The organism is Candidatus Saccharibacteria bacterium, from assembly GCA_016699895.1.
Lineage (GTDB): Bacteria > Patescibacteriota > Saccharimonadia > Saccharimonadales > Saccharimonadaceae.
Map to the genome: position 1 here is coordinate 76609 of CP064991.1, position 17112 is coordinate 93720.

12 protein-coding genes, 2 tRNA genes and 2 rRNA genes are annotated in these 17112 nt (G+C 47.2%); 2 read left to right on the forward strand and 14 right to left on the reverse strand.

Annotated features, from left to right (window positions below):
• Positions 1-23: 23 nt before the first annotated feature.
• The 4 genes from IPL44_00435 to IPL44_00450 form a co-directional block, all read right to left on the reverse strand.
• Positions 24-1574, reverse strand: a complete 1551-nt coding sequence (locus tag IPL44_00435) for a hypothetical protein (protein QQS17517.1) — start codon at positions 1572-1574, stop codon at positions 24-26.
• A gap of 132 nt (positions 1575-1706) precedes the next feature.
• The gene (locus IPL44_00440; GenBank protein ID QQS17518.1) at positions 1707-3482 is read right to left on the reverse strand and encodes a translation initiation factor IF-2; all 1776 of its coding nucleotides are present in this window, start codon (positions 3480-3482) and stop codon (positions 1707-1709) included.
• Positions 3483-3544: 62 nt separating this feature from the next.
• Complete coding sequence (locus tag IPL44_00445) at positions 3545-4588, reverse strand: S1 RNA-binding domain-containing protein (GenBank protein QQS17519.1); 1044 nt, start codon at positions 4586-4588, stop codon at positions 3545-3547.
• Positions 4589-4708: 120 nt separating this feature from the next.
• Complete coding sequence (locus tag IPL44_00450) at positions 4709-5188, reverse strand: hypothetical protein (GenBank protein QQS17520.1); 480 nt, start codon at positions 5186-5188, stop codon at positions 4709-4711.
• A gap of 80 nt (positions 5189-5268) precedes the next feature.
• Between IPL44_00450 and IPL44_00455 the strand changes: the two genes are divergently transcribed.
• Positions 5269-6117, forward strand: coding sequence for an ROK family protein (locus IPL44_00455; protein QQS17521.1), 849 nt, complete (start codon positions 5269-5271; stop codon positions 6115-6117).
• Positions 6114-6566, forward strand: a complete 453-nt coding sequence (locus IPL44_00460) for a hypothetical protein (GenBank protein QQS17522.1) — start codon at positions 6114-6116, stop codon at positions 6564-6566. The genes IPL44_00455 and IPL44_00460 overlap by 4 nt, the downstream gene beginning before the upstream one ends.
• Positions 6567-6635: 69 nt before the next feature.
• Here IPL44_00460 and IPL44_00465 read toward each other — a convergent pair whose 3' ends face one another.
• The 10 genes from IPL44_00465 to arcA form a co-directional block, all read right to left on the reverse strand.
• Complete coding sequence (locus IPL44_00465; protein QQS17523.1) at positions 6636-6839, reverse strand: hypothetical protein; 204 nt, start codon at positions 6837-6839, stop codon at positions 6636-6638.
• Between the two features lie 397 nt (positions 6840-7236).
• Positions 7237-7345, reverse strand: a 5S ribosomal RNA gene (gene rrf / locus IPL44_00470).
• A 266-nt stretch (positions 7346-7611) separates the two neighbouring features.
• A 23S ribosomal RNA gene (locus IPL44_00475) occupies positions 7612-10736 on the reverse strand.
• A gap of 467 nt (positions 10737-11203) precedes the next feature.
• Positions 11204-11926 (reverse strand): HAD family phosphatase, encoded by a 723-nt coding sequence (locus tag IPL44_00480; GenBank protein ID QQS17524.1) that lies wholly within the window; start codon positions 11924-11926, stop codon positions 11204-11206.
• Between the two features lie 11 nt (positions 11927-11937).
• Positions 11938-12014 (reverse strand) — tRNA-Ile (locus tag IPL44_00485).
• Between the two features lie 111 nt (positions 12015-12125).
• Positions 12126-12202 (reverse strand) — tRNA-Ala (locus IPL44_00490).
• A gap of 50 nt (positions 12203-12252) precedes the next feature.
• Positions 12253-13194, reverse strand: a complete 942-nt coding sequence (gene arcC, locus IPL44_00495; protein ID QQS17786.1) for a carbamate kinase — start codon at positions 13192-13194, stop codon at positions 12253-12255.
• A gap of 19 nt (positions 13195-13213) precedes the next feature.
• Positions 13214-14716 (reverse strand): amino acid permease, encoded by a 1503-nt coding sequence (locus tag IPL44_00500; protein ID QQS17525.1) that lies wholly within the window; start codon positions 14714-14716, stop codon positions 13214-13216.
• Between the two features lie 78 nt (positions 14717-14794).
• The gene (gene argF / locus IPL44_00505; protein ID QQS17526.1) at positions 14795-15784 is read right to left on the reverse strand and encodes an ornithine carbamoyltransferase; all 990 of its coding nucleotides are present in this window, start codon (positions 15782-15784) and stop codon (positions 14795-14797) included.
• A 1-nt stretch (position 15785) separates the two neighbouring features.
• Entirely contained in the window at positions 15786-17045 is a 1260-nt protein-coding gene (gene arcA, locus IPL44_00510; protein ID QQS17527.1) for an arginine deiminase, read from the reverse strand.
• Between the last annotated feature and the right edge of the window lie 67 nt (positions 17046-17112).

Genomic DNA, 17112 nt, shown 5'->3' on the forward strand with positions numbered 1-17112 from the left:
TCATATTTCCGTTAATTTGTAAACTAGCTTCCCCAGTTAATGACTGGCTCTTCGGGCTGTTTCTCATTACCCTTGTCTTTGCCAGCGTCTGGATTGCCACTATTGTCACCGGCTGGAGTTTGCGCCTTGTCGTTGCTCACCGTTGCATCATCAGTACTGCTATCGTGAGAGCCTTTGTCATTCGCATGAATAGGGTTTTGTGACTGCTTCTTCTTCTCTAGATTTTCGTGCGGCTTGTGTGGTTTGTTCGGAGTACTAGGCTTGTTGGGTGTAGAAGGTTTGTTCGGAGTACTAGGCTTGCTAACAACTACTGGTTTGTGGCCAGCCTCGGTACCCTGTTCACACTGAATGCGCACACCCAAAACTTCTTTGCCATTTTTATTATAGGCAACAAGGCGATCGCCATCTTGCATGTATTGCAAAACTGCAATTGTACCTGGATTACGTTTCGATATCGAGTGGGTCCAGCGAACATTACCGCTGTTGATATCCTGTAATTTCCATGTGTAATCTTTCGATTTGTCGAGGAATTTCTTGACATCAGTACGCCACGCATCGGCATCTTTTTCGTACTTGTTCTCTAATTTATTCTCGTAGGCAGACTTGAAACCGCCTTGGCCATTGATTTCAGACATGAGATATGGAGCTAAGAAACGATTGGCGCCAGCTGCCATTTTGAGCTCACCGGCACATTCTTTGGCAGTGATATCTTTGGCAACACAGAGCTCTTCGCCGATAGCTAGGTTTGATTCCATGTCGCTCTTGCCTTTGCCGTCACGCATTAATGTGGTGGCTTCTTTGGTAAAGAACTTGGTGTCTTCCTTGAACCCGTGATCTTTGCGGAACTTCTGTAGCTGTTTTACTGATACGCCAAAGAACTCGGCATCGGCTTTGTCGCGAGCTTCGATTTCAGCTTTTTTAGCCTCTTTGTCGCTTTTCTGATCGTTGTTATTGTCCTGATCGGTAGGAGTCTGCGTATTCGGTGTCTCGCTAGGGCTAGGTGATACCGAAGGTGAAGGGCTAACCGATGGACTCGTCGAAGGGCTCGTTGATGGTGAAACAGATGGTGAGGCACTAGGGCTTGGGCTAGCTGAGCTAACAGTAGGTACAGGTGTAGGTGTCGTCGCAGGTGATACAGTACAGCCAACGAGGCCCAAGGCTACTCCAGCGGCAGTCGTTACGGTTCCTGCCAATACGCGTCGGCGTCGGTTACCACCACGTGCGCTATCAATTGAAACAACTGGTGCCATTGCCTCTTCTGCTGAATTTTCAGCCAATGCTACGACATCAGCCGTAGCCGTTTCGCCGAGGCCGAGTTCAATTTTTAGCTTTTCGTACTCTTCGCGAGTAACGTAGCTTTCGTAGAGAGCCAAGTCTTCTGCCATTTTACCGGCTAAATCGTTGCCCTCATTATACCAACCTTCTTTGTTGGCCTCTGTAATAAAATCTCGATAAAACGCAGCGTCGGCTGCATTCTTTTGCTTTTGCTCTATAGCTTTAACGGCATCACCATAGCCAGCTGTGTTCAGCTGATCTGCAGATACTGCAAACATACTATTATTGCTTTTCTCCATCACGAACTCCTTTCGCTACTATTACCTCTTATAAGTAGTTATGAATTCCATATTATCACAAACATATTTAAAAGTCAATGTTTTTATGATATTTACCTTAAAAGCGCAAGCGGTTTCAGGATTTCTACAGTATTATAGGGTTCGTTTTCTCAGTTCCCGAGTAAAGCATTCGAGTCGATCGCCAACTTCGACGCTTACTTTGCCGGTTCCACGCGGAATAGCCAGTTCGAGACCACACATCTCGCCCTCGAAAACTTTTTTGACTTCGCTCTTTTCGCGCTGGACACGGGAGATTTCTAGTTCGGCGATTTGCTCTTTGCCGCGCCAGACTCGGGCTAGAATTCCCGGCATGATCTTGCCAGATTTCACCTGACCGCCAGCAATAATTCCCTCTTTGGCAGTACGAAAAACGCCTTTGACCGACAATTCGCCGACCGAAGTTTCGATAACTTCCTCGGGCAATAATTTTTCCATCTCGGTTTTGGCGTCATCGAGCAACTCATAGATCACATTAAAGATTCGCACCTCAACCTTGGCGCGCATGGACAGCTGTTTGACCTGGGCCGGTAAAGCCACGCTGAAACCATAGATAATAGCATTCGAAGCTTTGGCGACGCGAATATCGCCCTCAGTAATGTTGCCGACGCCGCTCGCCACAATTTTGACCGCCACTTCGTCGGTCTCGAGCATCTTTAGCGAGTCCATGACTGAGGTTAATGACCCCTGAACATCGGCTTTGACAATGAAAATCGCCTCTTGCTGTTCGGTTTGGCGATTCATCATCTTGAGCAGGTCATTGCCAGTAATATTGACACCAGCGGTAGATTGCACCTTTTCATCATAGTGTTTAGCAGCGAGCGCTCTGGCTTCACGCTCATTTTTAACTTCCTCGATACGTTGGCCAAATTCTGGGACTTCCTTAAACCCAGTCAGTGTCACTGGCGTGCTCGGACCGGCTTGTTTCAAGGGATTACCCCGGAAATCTTGCAAGGTGCGAACGCGTCCATAGGTCGATCCAGCCACAAAATATTCGCCTTGTTTCAGCGTGCCATTAGCGATCAGCACGCGCACCACGGCGCCACGACCTTGCTCGACATTCGACTCGATGACCAGACCCTCGGCCGGGACATCAGTATCAGCTCGGAGGTCTTCCATGTCGGCGACGAGCAGCACCATTTCGAGGAGCTTGTCGATGCCCTGGCCCGTTTTAGCCGAGACTTCAACCATAATAGTATCGCCACCCCACTCCTCTGGGTTGAGATGATGTTCGGTTGCGAGTTGTGTTTTAACGAGTTGAGGATTGGCAGTGTCTTTGTCGATCTTGTTAATTGCTACGACGATTTTGGCATTGGCCGAGCGGGCAAATTTGATGGCTTCGACCGTCTGAGGCTTTACGCCATCATCTGCCGCCACCACAATGACCACGACATCGGTCAGTGTAGCGCCGTGCTGACGCAAGGCCGCAAAGGCTTCGTGACCTGGCGTATCGAGCAACGTAATTTTGCGTCCAGTATGCTCTGTTTGGTAAGCTGCGATGTGCTGCGTGATACCGCCAGCTTCGCCTTCGACTTTTTTCATACCGAGAATGTTGTCGAGTAACGTTGTTTTACCATGGTCGACGTGACCCATCACCGCCACAATTGGTGGGCGCGGCTCAGCATCATCGCTCAGGATAACATCATGACTAACGACTTCTTCGTGAGCGACCTTTTGCTCAACAGTAACATCGAGACCTAGTTCCTCAATAATAATCTGGGCGGTTTCGAAATCGATACGCTGATTAACCGTCGCAACAATACCGTTTTTGAATAGCTCGCCCACCAATTTGACGACTGGCAAATCTAACTTGGCCGCCAAATCACCGACGGTAATCATCTCTGGTAGTTGTAGGATCTTGTTATCTGCCATGATCGCTCCTTTCATTTAGGTTGATTGGTGCGACCAGGCTATCGCACGCTAGGCTAACGGACTCATTTTGTTAAACCAAGGCTGATCTTGCGATTGTCAGCGTCAATTTCTATCACGGCGAACTTCTTTTTCTCGTTCAGCTGGAATAGCTTTTCTGGGTTGTTGCCGTCGCCGAGCTCACTAATGTGAACCAAAGCTTCGACGGCTGGTGAGATCTGTACAAAGGCGCCAAATGGCGTAATGCGAGTGATGGTGCCTTCAACCTCGTCACCGACGTGGAATTTGGCAGCTTCGCTGAGCCATGGGTCAGAGGTAGTTTGCTTGATCGATAGGCTGAGACGATCTTTGTCGATGCTAATAATTTTAGCCTCAACGACATCGCCAACCTTGAGGCGCTCGGCCACAGTTGCGATGCGCTCCCAGCTGATTTCGCTAATATGAATCAAGCCTTCGATACCATCGACGTTGACGAACGCGCCGAAATCGACAATTCCGGTCACAATGCCTTTGACGACATCGCCAACCTTGAGGCTGGTGAGACGATCGACGAGACCGTCTTTGATGGCTTCTTTTTCGCTAAAGATCAGTTTGTTGGCTTTTTGGTCAACATCGATCACCTGAGCACTCATCGGTTTGCCGATGAGGTCGCGCAGACGCTTCAAGATTTCGTCTTTGTCGGTGACACGAGGATAATGTTCAGCCGATAACTGGCTGACTGGCATGAAACCGCGCACCCCTTCGTATTCGATCAAGAGACCGCCACGATTCGCGTCATATGGGGTAACTTCGATTGATTTGCCGCTCTCGACGACTTTCTGAATCTCGTCCCAACCACGATCTTTGGCAGCTTTGCGCAGGCTCAGTAGGACGTAGCCGCTGTCGAGCTCTGTATCAACGATCGCAGCAGCAACTTCATCGCCAACGACGTATTTCTTGCCAAAACCAATCTCGCGGCGTGGTACCAAACCGACACCACGAACACCAAGGTCAACCAAAACTTCGTTTTTCTTGACACTCAGGATTTTACCGTCGATCACGTCACCAATAGTTACGTCGACAGCGCTAACGCCGTTTAACAGATCGTCCATTGTCATTTTATGTGCCATAATACTCCTAGATTTCATCCGAGACCAGACGAAACCTCTCCGTTAATTACTTTTTTGCGCGGTCTCTCGCAATTTAATAGCTATTGTATCAGAGATGAGCGTTTTATGCAAATCTGTTCTCTATTTGTTTAATAATGCTGCTTTGACCGCTATGCGTGACAAACGATAATTCCAAGCCGTGTAGATCGCACCGGTCGCGACGAGGAGACCGAATAATAGGCTCAGGAAATCCTCGACCGGTCCGGTCGCGACGATTTTGTCAGGGGTTTCCGGACTAGTGTCGCCCGTAGAAGCTATGTCACCTGGCAAACTGGTCTGCTGATTAGAGCTAGAATTCGTACTATTAGAACTACTGGAATCTTTGTCGGTCGAAGCTGTCTCGTCCTTGTCGCTATCATCTTTGTTAGTGTCGTCTGTCTTGTCACTAGAATCAGGGTTGGTCACTGTGGCTGTTTCGTTCGGAACATCACCGCTCTCGCTAGAGCTGTTATTTTTCAGCAACAATACGCCGCCAATCAATAATATGGCCATCAAAACCACGCTGACTAGGTAGCTCGTAATCGCGCCCGCTTCATTCTGATTCGAAAATTGTCTCGCCATTCTCACATCTCCATCTCGTTAATGCCACCATAATACCATAAAACTAGATCTCCGACAAGTAATGCTACAATAGTATCACTATGGGGTGTATTCTAACGATTGATATCGGCGCAACCAAGACGCGTATGGTCGAATTTGACAGTTCTCTGTCTATTGACGAGGCTCCTAGTGCCAAAATATCTGGCGAAACAGAGTTTCACACCCCGCATCACCCTAACGAATGTTTCGAGATACTGACGAACACCATTCTGCAAAACTTTCCCGAGTTTCGTGAGCATTCCGATGATACTATCATCGCCATCGCTAGCACCGGCCAAACCGATGGCAACACCATCACGAGTCCCTCTATCGGCTGGGATAACTACCCGCTCCGAGACAGTCTGAGCGAATTGCTGTCTGGCACGCGAGTCATCCTAGATAACGATGGCAGAGTCGGCGCAGTCGGCGCTTTCGCCGGAAAACAGGCTGGTCGTGGTCTCTATGTCGCCATTGGTACTGGTATCGGTGGCGGCATGATTATAAACGGTGAACCCTCGTCAGATCTCGTAGGTATGGAAATCGGCAAAACGAGGCTCATGGATCGACACGAGACTAAATCATGGGAAGAATTAGCCTCTGGGTCGGCCTTTTACCGAAAATACGGTCGTTTGGCGCAGACTATACCAGATAATAACCCCATCTGGCATGAATATGCCGGTTCGATTGCCAAAGGTCTCATCGCCCTGACACCCACTCTGCGACCGGATGAAGTCATCATTGGTGGCGCCATGGCTGAATTTTTCCCAAAATATAGTCAGTCCCTCATTGAAATTATCGCGGCAAACAGCTGGGGCCTCACCGCCCATATTCCATTAACTGCCGCTGATCCTAAATACACGGTTAACAGAGGAGCTTTGATAGTGGCTCTACGCGAATTAGGTAAGTCATGACAGCCCTAGAATCGCTAGTAACTAAACTGGAACGTGATTATCCCGACATTAGTTTCGAGAGGTCAGACGTTGCCCGTTGGTCACCGTTGGAACAAACCATCTATTACGATAACAACCCGACAAACACCATCCACGAGCTGGGACACGCTTTGCTCGGTCATAGTTCGTTTACTCAGGATGTTGAGCTGATTCGAATCGAGCGTGATGCCTGGGAAAAGGCGCGTGAAATCGCTGGTAACTATGATATAACCATCAGCGACAAAATCGTCGAATTCGCCATGGATAACTACCGCGAATGGCTGCATAAACGCAGTCTATGTCCTACCTGTTCCCAGGTTGGCGTCCAGTCGCTAAAAGACCTGTCCTACTACTGCGTTAACTGCGGCACTAAATGGCAAGCCAACGATGCTAGGTCCTGCGGGCTAAAACGAACCGTTATCAAACACTAAAAACCACCTCTCGGGGTAGATCCCCGAGAGGTGGCGTATCAGCCCACCGTTATTAGAGCGGTCAGCCTATTATTCTGCTTTTTTTGCTGGACCGCGGCGGCTGATTCGGCCACCTTTTGCGCCAGCGATACGAGCTAGATCACGATTAGCGTAAAATCCGCCAGTTCGACCAGCTTTGCCGCCTTTGCGACCGATGTTTGCATAAAAATCTTTGCCGTGTCGAGCCTTGTTTGTTGCAGCAGCTTTTGCTGCGCCTGCTTTTGTACCTGCCATCACCTCTCCTTTCGAGAAAGAATTAAAAAGAACGCCGATAAATCATTAGTTGATCTCTGGCGCCCTCGCTTTATATCTCACACGTGGTATGTGCTTGTGTAATAGTCTATCATACTGCTATCGTTTTGTCAATATGTTGTTTATGTAAAAATATTATATAGAAAGTGTTGCAATTATGCCTAGGGTGATATATAATCATTACCAAGAACTCCACTGCGAGAGAGTTCACCACAAATAACGGCCTCTTCTATAGAGGTCGTTTTGATGCCTGCAAAAGAAAAAGGACTTCCTATTCGGAAGTCCTTTTTATAATGTACTGCGTAGATTATACAGATTTTGCTACGCAAAAATTTTGTCTAGAAAGACAAAACCCAGCCTTTCGGCTGGGGTCTGTATAATTCGGCACCGTGCTAGTTTCCCGCTAACGCAGTATAATCGCCGCTGCTGGGCTTAACTGCTGTGTTCGGAATGAGAACAGGTGTTTCCCCAGCGCCATGGGCACCGATCGGCCGCTTCGCTCATGAGACAAACCTACGGTTTTTCTCATCGCGCCGGGCGCGAAATAAATTCGCGACTCGGGCTGCGTTTTTCCCTTCTTTCGAACAGGAAGCAAAACTTATATCGATGTCCATTGAATTATCAAGGTGCAACAATTGCAACCTAACAAATTATGTTCAATCAATGCCAAGGTTTGACGTCCGAGTTAAAAACTCGACTACCAATTCAGTCTACTTGATTCGAGGTGTCGATGGAACGACCACTCAAATCAAGACATAAAAAGGCAATGGGACTATTAGTACGCTTCAGCTCCATGCATTACTGCACTTCCACCTTGCGCCTATCAAACTAATCGTCTATTAGTGTCCTCATAGGGAATTCTAATCTTGAGGTCAGTTTCGCGCTTAATATGCTTTCAGCGCTTATCTGCTCCGAACATAGCTACTCGGCAATGCGGCAGGTGGCCACAACCGATACACCAGAGGTTCGTTCACCCCGGTCCTCTCGTACTAGGGGCAAATCCTCGCAAAATTCCTGACGTCCACACCGGATATAAACCGAACTGTCTCACGACGTTCTGAACCCAGCTCGCGTACCACTTTAATCGGCGAACAGCCGAACCCTTGGGACCTGCTCCAGCCCCAGGATGTGATGAGCCGACATCGAGGTGCCAAACAGCGCCGTCTATGTGAACTATTGGGCGCTATAAGCCTGTTATCCCCGGGGTAACTTTTATCCGTTTGCGCTGTCGATCCCACATTCATGTACATAAATGTACGTACAGCGGATCACTTACTCCGACTTTCGTCTCTGATCGGAATGTACTCCTCACAGTCAAGCTGGCTTGTGCGTATATACTATCACTACGATTTCCATCCGTAGTTAGCCAACCTTTGAACGCCTCCGCTACTCTTTAGGAGGCAACCGCCCCAGTTAAACTACCCACCACGCACGGTCCCATTACCGGATAACGGTAATGGTGAGATCAAGATTCTAACAAGGGAGGTATTTCACTGGCGACTCCACAAATACTAGCGTATCTGCTTCAAAGTCTCCCTCCTATACTACACGGGTTAGAACCCGGAACAATGCGAAGCTGTAGTAAAGCTCCACGGGGTCTTTTCGTCCTGGTGCGGACAGACGGCATCTTTACCGCCAATGCACTTTCACCGAGTCCTTTGCTGAGACAGTGCCCACATGATTACTCCATTCGTGCGGGTCAGAACTTACCTGACAAGGAATTTCGCTACCTTAGGACGGTTATAGTTACCGCCGCCGTTCACTGGGGCTTCAGTTCGCACCGTGAAGCGCTCCCCTTAACCTTCCAGCACTGGGCAGGAGTCAGCCCCTATACATCCACTTTCGTGTTAGCAGAGACCTGTGTTTTTGATAAACAGTTCCGTGGGCTCTTTTGTTGCAGCCTCCGTACGATACGTACGAGAAGTTCGCGACATCTGAACTTATCGAAAATCTTTTCAAATTTCCTGACATTGTCTTGTTGTTTTGCAGAAATCGCGGCTCATCCGTATGGTACGGAGGCAGACCTTATCCCGAAGTTACGGTCGCTGTATTGCCGAGTTCCTTAGCAAAGGTTCTCTCGTAAGCCTTAGTCTTCTCGACTCGAGCACCTGTGTTGGTTTGCGGTACGGGCGGCTAAATCCACGCGTATGCCTGCTTTTCTAGTCAGCGCTTTCGGAGGAATCATCAGCCCGAGGGCTAACTTTTACTCCACACACGTTCCCGTGTGTGTTGAACGGATAAAAACCAAGAATCCGCTCCTCCTATCTCGCCGCGAACAGCATACAAAATTTAACCGGTCCAGGAATATTAACCTGGTGTCCATCGCCTACGCTATGCGCCTCGGCTTAGGCCCGACTAACCCTGGGACAATTACTGTAGCCCAGGAATCCTTGCTCTTTCGGCCGTGGGGATTCTCACCCCACTTATGGTTACTCATTCCAGCATTCTCACTTCCTAATGCTCCACGATTCCTCACAGAACCGCTTCTGCGCGATAGGAACGCTCCGCTACCACTTGTCATAAATGACAAATCCATGTCTTCGGTATAACACTTGAGCCCCGTTACATCTTCCACGCAAAATCTCTTGACTAGTGAGCTGTTACGCACTCTTTAAATGAATGGCTGCTTCTAAGCCAACATCCTAGCTGTTTAAGAAATTTCACCTTGTTTACCACTTAGTGTTAATTTAGGGACCTTAGACGATGGTCTGGGCTGTTTCCCTTTCGAGCGCCGATCTTAGCACCGACGTTCTGACTGCCATGATTCCACAAACAGTATTCGTAGTTTGTTAAGGGTGGGTAGGATTGCTCCCCCCAGTCCTTTACAGAGCTCTACCCCTGTTTGCTACCACATGACGCTAGCCCTAAAGCTATTTCGCGGAGAACCAGCTATCTCCAAGTTCGATTGGCATTTCACCGCTAACCACAAGTCATCCAAGCACTTTGCAGCGTACCCTGGTTCGGCCCTCCACGACGTGTTACCGTCGCTTCAGCCTGCTCATGGTTAGGTCACCTGGTTTCGGGTCTAATCCTATGTACTAATTCGCCCTATTCAGGCTCGCTTTCACTATGGCTTCGTTATTTAACTTAACCTTGCACATAAAATTAACTCGCTGGATCGTTCTACAAAAAGCACGCCGTCACAGAATAAATCTGCTCCGACTCCTTGTAGGCACAAAATTTCAGGTTCTATTTCACTCCCCTCCCGGGGTTCTTTTCACCTTTCCGTCACCGTACTAGTTCGCTATCGATCATATACTATATTTAGCCTTGGCAGGTGGTCCTGCCAGATTCAAACAGGGTTTCTCGTGCCCCGTCCTACTCGAGAATACATATATAAGGTCAGCGTCGTTTTCGCATACCTGGCTATCACAGTCTTGGGCCAAGCTTTCCAACTTGTTCTGCTAACCACGCCGATTTCTTACCTTATCCGCTCAATGACAGTTGTCGGTTTTAAAGCCAAATGTTGTACAAAGTACAGCACTTAACTCTAAAATTATGTAAACTCACAACACCCTTTTGGCATTGGCCTGTCAGCCGTACTGTCTTTATTCGTCACCCCGACGTATCGGGATGAAAAACAAAGACAGAACCAAAAAGGTTTGGGCTCTTCCGGTTTCGCTCGCCACTACTCCCAGAATCGTTATTTACTCTCTTTTCCTCGTCCTACTAAGATGTTTCAGTTCAGACGGTTCCCTTTCGCTATGCCTATGAATTCAGCATACGATGCTCACGGCATGACCCGCGGCAGGTTTCCCCATTCGGATATTCCCGGATCAAAGCCTGTTGACGGCTCCCCGAGACTTTTCGCAGTCTTCCACGTCCTTCTTCGGTAGTATATGTCAAGGCATCCGTTTTGTGCCCTTGAGTACCTTTTTATGCATTGACTGAATCGGTAGTCGAATCTTTAAAAAAGATTAACTGCCGTCAAATCCTTACATTACTATTGGTGATATCACTATCACCTCAATTGTCGTGTGACATTAACTCGTTTTAATAGATTAAAACGTTGTTAACCTCACATCATCATCTTACGATTGAACATAAATTGTTAAGTTGCAGTGACAGCTCTGATGCGTTACGAAAGATATTACATCCTCATTGTCTCGCATTGTTGTGGTAGAGTGCACAACCGAAATCTCTATTCAACTAAAGAATTCTATCTACACTCGTCTATACCGTTAGACATTATAACAAAACCAACTGCACATTGTAAAGGCATTATATGCTGTATTTTTAACAGCAGCCATCACCTTTCGTCAGAGGTTTCTAATCGAGAAACATTCACAAACTACCGACCAGTCTACCTCATTAATTATGTCGTGTCAAGACTTATTTCTAATCAATTAATATATGACTGTTTCTTTTAGCAGTAAATGCTCTTTGCTCTTTTTAAATACATACGCGATATTCTTGCGCTCGACGACGATAGGCCAACCCTCCGATTTAGCTCGCTCGAACAAGCCCTCTGAGGGATTAAAAGCAATTGGATGGTCGACAACCTCGAGCAAGCTAGCGTCGCCATCACTGTCACCAACGGCGTAGCTATCGGTCCAGGATAATTTATGTTCGTCGACTAGTTGTTTCAATATCTCCAGTTTGCGCCCTATAGTCATTACCTCTGTCTTGCCGGTAAAGTGATTGCCTCGGCGCTCGTATTTGGCTCCTACGACGATATCAAAGCCATATACCTGTCCAAATCTATCAATCAGTTCCTGATGCGAGCCGGTTATGGCAATAATACAGTAGTCTTGTGCCTTTAGTGTATATAGCAAGCTTCTCGTATAATAATATGTTTTATGTGCGCTATTTTTCACAATCGCATCGCAGGCCATCTCGAAATCATCGATCGCTATTTTCGGTAGATTTTCGGTCATAGTCTGAACTACAACTCGCTCGTATTGATCGAATGACATATCACCCGCCCGCCAATTATTCCAGGTGTCCTCTAACGTGACAGCTGCATCTTTTGATAATTTGGCGTCGAGTGCCAGATATTCCACTAGCTCGTGATATAGCTGCCACCTATAAAGGGTGCCATCTATGTCAAAAACTGCGAATTTCTTCATAAAATAATTTCTGGTGGGCGATCCAGGACTTGAACCTGGGACCTCGTCATTATCAGTGACGCGCTCTAACCAGCTGAGCTAATCGCCCGTATACCCATTGTACTTACATGTAGACAACCATGTCAGCTGGTTAGAGCGCCGCGCATTGTTACGCTGACGGCTCCCCATCTGAGCTAATCGCCCTCATATCCATGTATTATGGTGGAGACACAGGGACTCGAACCCTGGACCCCCTGCTTGCAAAGCAGGTGCTCTAGCCAACTGAGCTATGTCCCCAAAGCAAATACAGCGACCATTGTAGCTAATTTCGCGGCCGAACACAATACCTATCTGTGTATGCGCGTTCCTGCTCCGCCCTTTAGCGCCGCCTTGGCTTGCTCGATCGATGTTATTATTGCAACATTTTCAGGGCGGTGTTTCGCAAATTCGATAGCGGCTTGAACTTTGGGTAGCATTGACCCTGGAGCGAATTCGCCAGCCTCAGCATAACACTCTAGCTCCGTAATGCCCACGTTGTCTAGGGCTGTTTCATGATCAGTCTTATAGCCAATCGTTACAGCATCAACTGCTGTCAAGATCAAGAGTACAGAAGCTTCAACGATTCTGCCCATGAGAGAGGCGCCAAAGTCTTTGTCTATGACCCCGTCCACTCCCGTTAAGTCGCCATTCTTGTCTAAAACAGGAATTCCACCGCCACCTGCTGCAATCACCAAAACACCGTTATCGGCTAATCCCTTGATCACACGCCTCTCAACTAGATCTACCGGCTTGGGTGACGGTACAACACGACGCCAGCCGCGACCAGCATCCTCTCTGACGGTCCATCCTCTATCGCTAGCTAGTTGCCTAGCTGTCGATTCATCATAGAACGGACCGATCGGTTTTGAAGGATTCTGGAACGCTGGATCTTTGTCAGAAACTATCGTTTGGGTAATTATCGTAGCGACATCTTTATCGATATGACGAGACCTCAGTTCATCACCGATAGCTTGCTGTAGCCAGTAGCCAATTTGCCCCTGGCTCATAGCCCCGTCAGTTTCAAGTGGCATAGAAGGCGCTTCTGGCGTAGATCCAGCTTCCTCGTGAAGCAAAATTGCGCCGACTTGTGGTCCATTGCCATGACCAATAACTACATCGTACCCCTCCTCCACTAGATCAACAATACTCTTTGCCGTTAGTGATGCAACTGCTTTCTGCTCGTCCGCTGTCGCAGCGCCATTAATCTGCAGAGCATTTCCACCTAGTGCTATTACAAGTCTTGTCACAATGTGCCCCTTTGATTTATTGTTATGCCATCAATGCGCCCCAGCCACCACCGAAGATTAGCCACCATAACGCATAGAAGCCGATAACTACAATGATTGCTGCGACGATCCACTCGCCGACATTAGCGAAAACCTTCTCTTTGTTCTCGCGCTGCGTCCATACATATATAGCAATACCGAACATATATAGAATCGTCATTACGAGAGCATAGTTTAATCCGCCAGCATAAACTAACCAGATGGCGAACAGTGTAGCAACCAACCCAACGATTATTTGCCAGACTGACCTTGCCTTCTCTGTTAGCGACAGCTTCAACTGATAACCAGCTACTAGTAAATATGGCACTAGAATCATCGATGAGCATAGTGTAAACATCAGATTATATGGTTGAGAACTCCATAGTGCCGCTAGGACGAAAATTTGGATACAAATAGAAGTTACTACTAATGCAACTATAGGCGCGCCATGTTTATTAGTTTTAGCAAATACAGCTGGCAGGGTTTTCCTTTTAGCCGCTTCGTATGGTATTTCAATCGCAAAGAGCGTCCAAGCTATCCAAACGCCTAGGACGGAGATAATCATACCTATACTGACTAGCGCACCGCCCCAACTGCCAACGACACTTTCTAGAATCTGCGCCATTGCGGTAGCATTATTAGTATTTAAATTTGTAATATTATCAGCACTCATAACACCTAGTGAGAGTACTGTAATGAGCATATAAAGTACTACTACAGATATAAAGCCAAGTATAGTTGCTTTACCCACTTCCTTCTTGTTTCGTGCTTCGGCTGACATGTTCGATGCACCCTCTATACCTATGAAAGCAAATACCATGGCAAGCATAGCGCCACTAACCTGAGCAAACAAATCTTTCCACTGAATAACGCCGTCTTTCATTGCATTACCCCAAAGATTAGCTTCCCAAATCTTGAGCTTGAACGCCACTGCAACCACTATAATAAATATAACGATTGGCACGATCTTGCCAACTGTTGCTACTACATTCATAATAGCAGCAGACTGGACACCTCGAGCCACCGCAAACATTACCGCCCAGATAAGCACTGTTGCACCAACTATAGTCCACCCTGTCACGTCTCCGTCGGCTGTGATAAACACATTCTTTATAAAGTAGTTCAGAGACGAGAATATTGCGGTAGCATAGGCTACGTTACCAATCCACGCCGAAATCCAATAACCCCATGTACTATTGAATCCCATAAACTTGCCGAAGCCCGCCCGCGCATATGAGTATACACCAGCATCCAAGTCTGGGCGTTTTTTGTTAAGATTGATAAAACAAAGCACCAAAAACAATAGGCCAACTCCCATGACTGCCCAAGCAATCAAAATACCTGCCGCACTAGCACCCGCTCCAGTCATAGCGCTGATCAAGTTAAAAATACCCGAACCGATAATAGAACCGACGACCAAGGATGTGAGCGAGAACAGACCTAGCTGTGCGCTCTTCCCTTTCTTGAGGTGTGGTGCATGTTCTACACCAATGCTCTCACTTGCCATTACATTTACTCCTTTCATTATATTGTTGTGAATTATACAATGACCATATCTGTAAATTTATCGTTAAGCCTCCTTTAACTACAAAGTTAGTGCTATCAACGCTTTGATCGTATGCATTCGATTTTCAGATAGCTCAAATACTAAAGAGTGAGGTCCTCGAAATATCTCGTCGCTAACTTCCATAGCATCCAAGCCGAACTTGTTATGAATATCCGCACCAATAACCGTATTAACGTCATGGAATGCTGGTAGGCAGTGCAAGAACTTAACATCTGGGTTGTGTGTAGCCTCTATGACTCTTTGGTTTACTTGGTAATTCCTAAGCATCTCAATTCGTTCAGCAAATTTATCTTCCTCACCCATCGAAACCCAGACATCTGTATAAATTACATCAGCACCTTCAACAGATGACAATAAATCGTCACTAAAGCTAATCTTGGCACTGGATTCCACGGCAAAACTTTGAGCCCTTTGAACTAGATCTTCACCAGGGCGTAGTCCAGCAGGGCTGATAATAGTAAAGTCCATGCCGACTTTACTGGCACCAATCATTAGGCTGTTCGCTGTGTTATTTCGGCCATCCCCAACATACACCATTCTCGTTTTATGCAAAGGCTTCACGTATTCCTCGATAGTCAGGAAATCTGCCAAGACCTGCGTCGGATGAAAGAAATCTGTTAAGCCATTCCAAACTGGTATGCCGCTGTATTTAGCCAAGTCCACCACCGTCTCATGAGCATAGCCTCGGAACTCTATGCCATCAAACATGCGCCCCAAAACTCTCGCTGTATCTTCTGTAGATTCCTTTTTGCCAAACTGGGTATCGCCTTGACCTAGATAAGTTGGATGTATACCTAAATCAGTGGCTGCAACCTCAAAAGCACACCGCGTGCGCGTAGACGTTTTTTCAAACAATAGTGCGATTGACTTGCCATTTAGTGTCGCGTGCGGAATACCGGCCTGCTTCATTTGTTTGTACTCTTTGGCGGTTGCTAGCAACAACTCAATCTCTTCCTTGCTATAATCTTCTAGCGTCAACAGTGATCGGCCTCGTAAGTTAAGTGCCATGTTATATATCCTCCCGCCATAGTGGCATGCTCATACAACGTGGACCGCCGCGTCCTCGACCAAGCTCTGCACCTGGAATCTCGAGCACTTCCAGTCCGTGTTGGCGCATCAGATTATTAGAAACGTAATTGCGATCATAGGTAACAACAACGCCTGGTGCAATTGCTAGCGTATTACTGCCATCATTCCATTGTTCGCGCTCACTAGCAATTTGATCATGACCACCGGTCGGTAGTAAATCGATATCGTTACGACCGAGGACTTCACGCATAACGTCGAGCAAATTCTCACGATGCTCGACACGCAACGATCCGTCATCGCGGCGTGTCAATATAAAGATATTCATCTTGCCTAGTCGGTCCATAATACCGGGAAAGACGGTGAACTTATTGTAATCAACCATAGTGAGAACTGTATCGAGGTGCATCAAAGCATGTGATTTTGGAATCTCGAGCGCCACGACGCGTTTGAACCCGCCATCCTCCAAAAGCCTAGCAGCTATTTTTTCTACCGCCCCCGGCTCGGTGCGTTGGCTCAAACCGATCGCAAACGTTTCATTATTCCAGATCTGTTCATCACCACCCTCCACAGACCAGCGATTGTCGCGATCATACCATACAGGCACGTTAGCACTCGAGAATCGTGGGTTGTGACGCAGGATATATTTCATAAACAAACTCTCACGACGCCTAGCTGGAAAATGCATGTGGTTAACCGTCATACCGTTGCCAATTGCCGCCGCGTAATCGCGAGAAAAATATAAATTAGGCATTGGGTTCAGATAAAACGGATAGTCGCTATCTGCTGAAACCATTTCTTCTAACGAAGTTGAGTTTTCGGTAGCAATCTTTACTTCGTCCTTACGAACACCAGCCATGATTTTAGATACCATCTGTTGCGTATCCATAGATAACAGGTAGTTACGTAGCGCATCTGAAATCCGCCGATCAGATTGCTTGGAGCCATGTAACATGTCACGGACAAATTCTTCTTTGATCGCTTGGTCAGATAAAGCACCTGCAGCTAATTGATCATAATAAAGCACATCAACTCCTCGTCCACGCAAAAGTGCTGCGAACTTATCATGCTCTTCTTGAGCTACTTTGAGGTAAGGAATATCATCAAATAAAAGCTCTGTCAGTGTGTCTGGCGTTAGGTTCTCCAGCTCTGCTCCTGGTCTATGCAAGATCACGGTTTTTAATGTACCAATCTCACTGTAGACTTTAACTGGAGATTGATTATTCACTGTTTGATCATCCATACTACCCTCCCTCTCTGGATAATTTTTTGCTCAATCTACAACCCTATTGTACGCGCTTGCCGAAAAA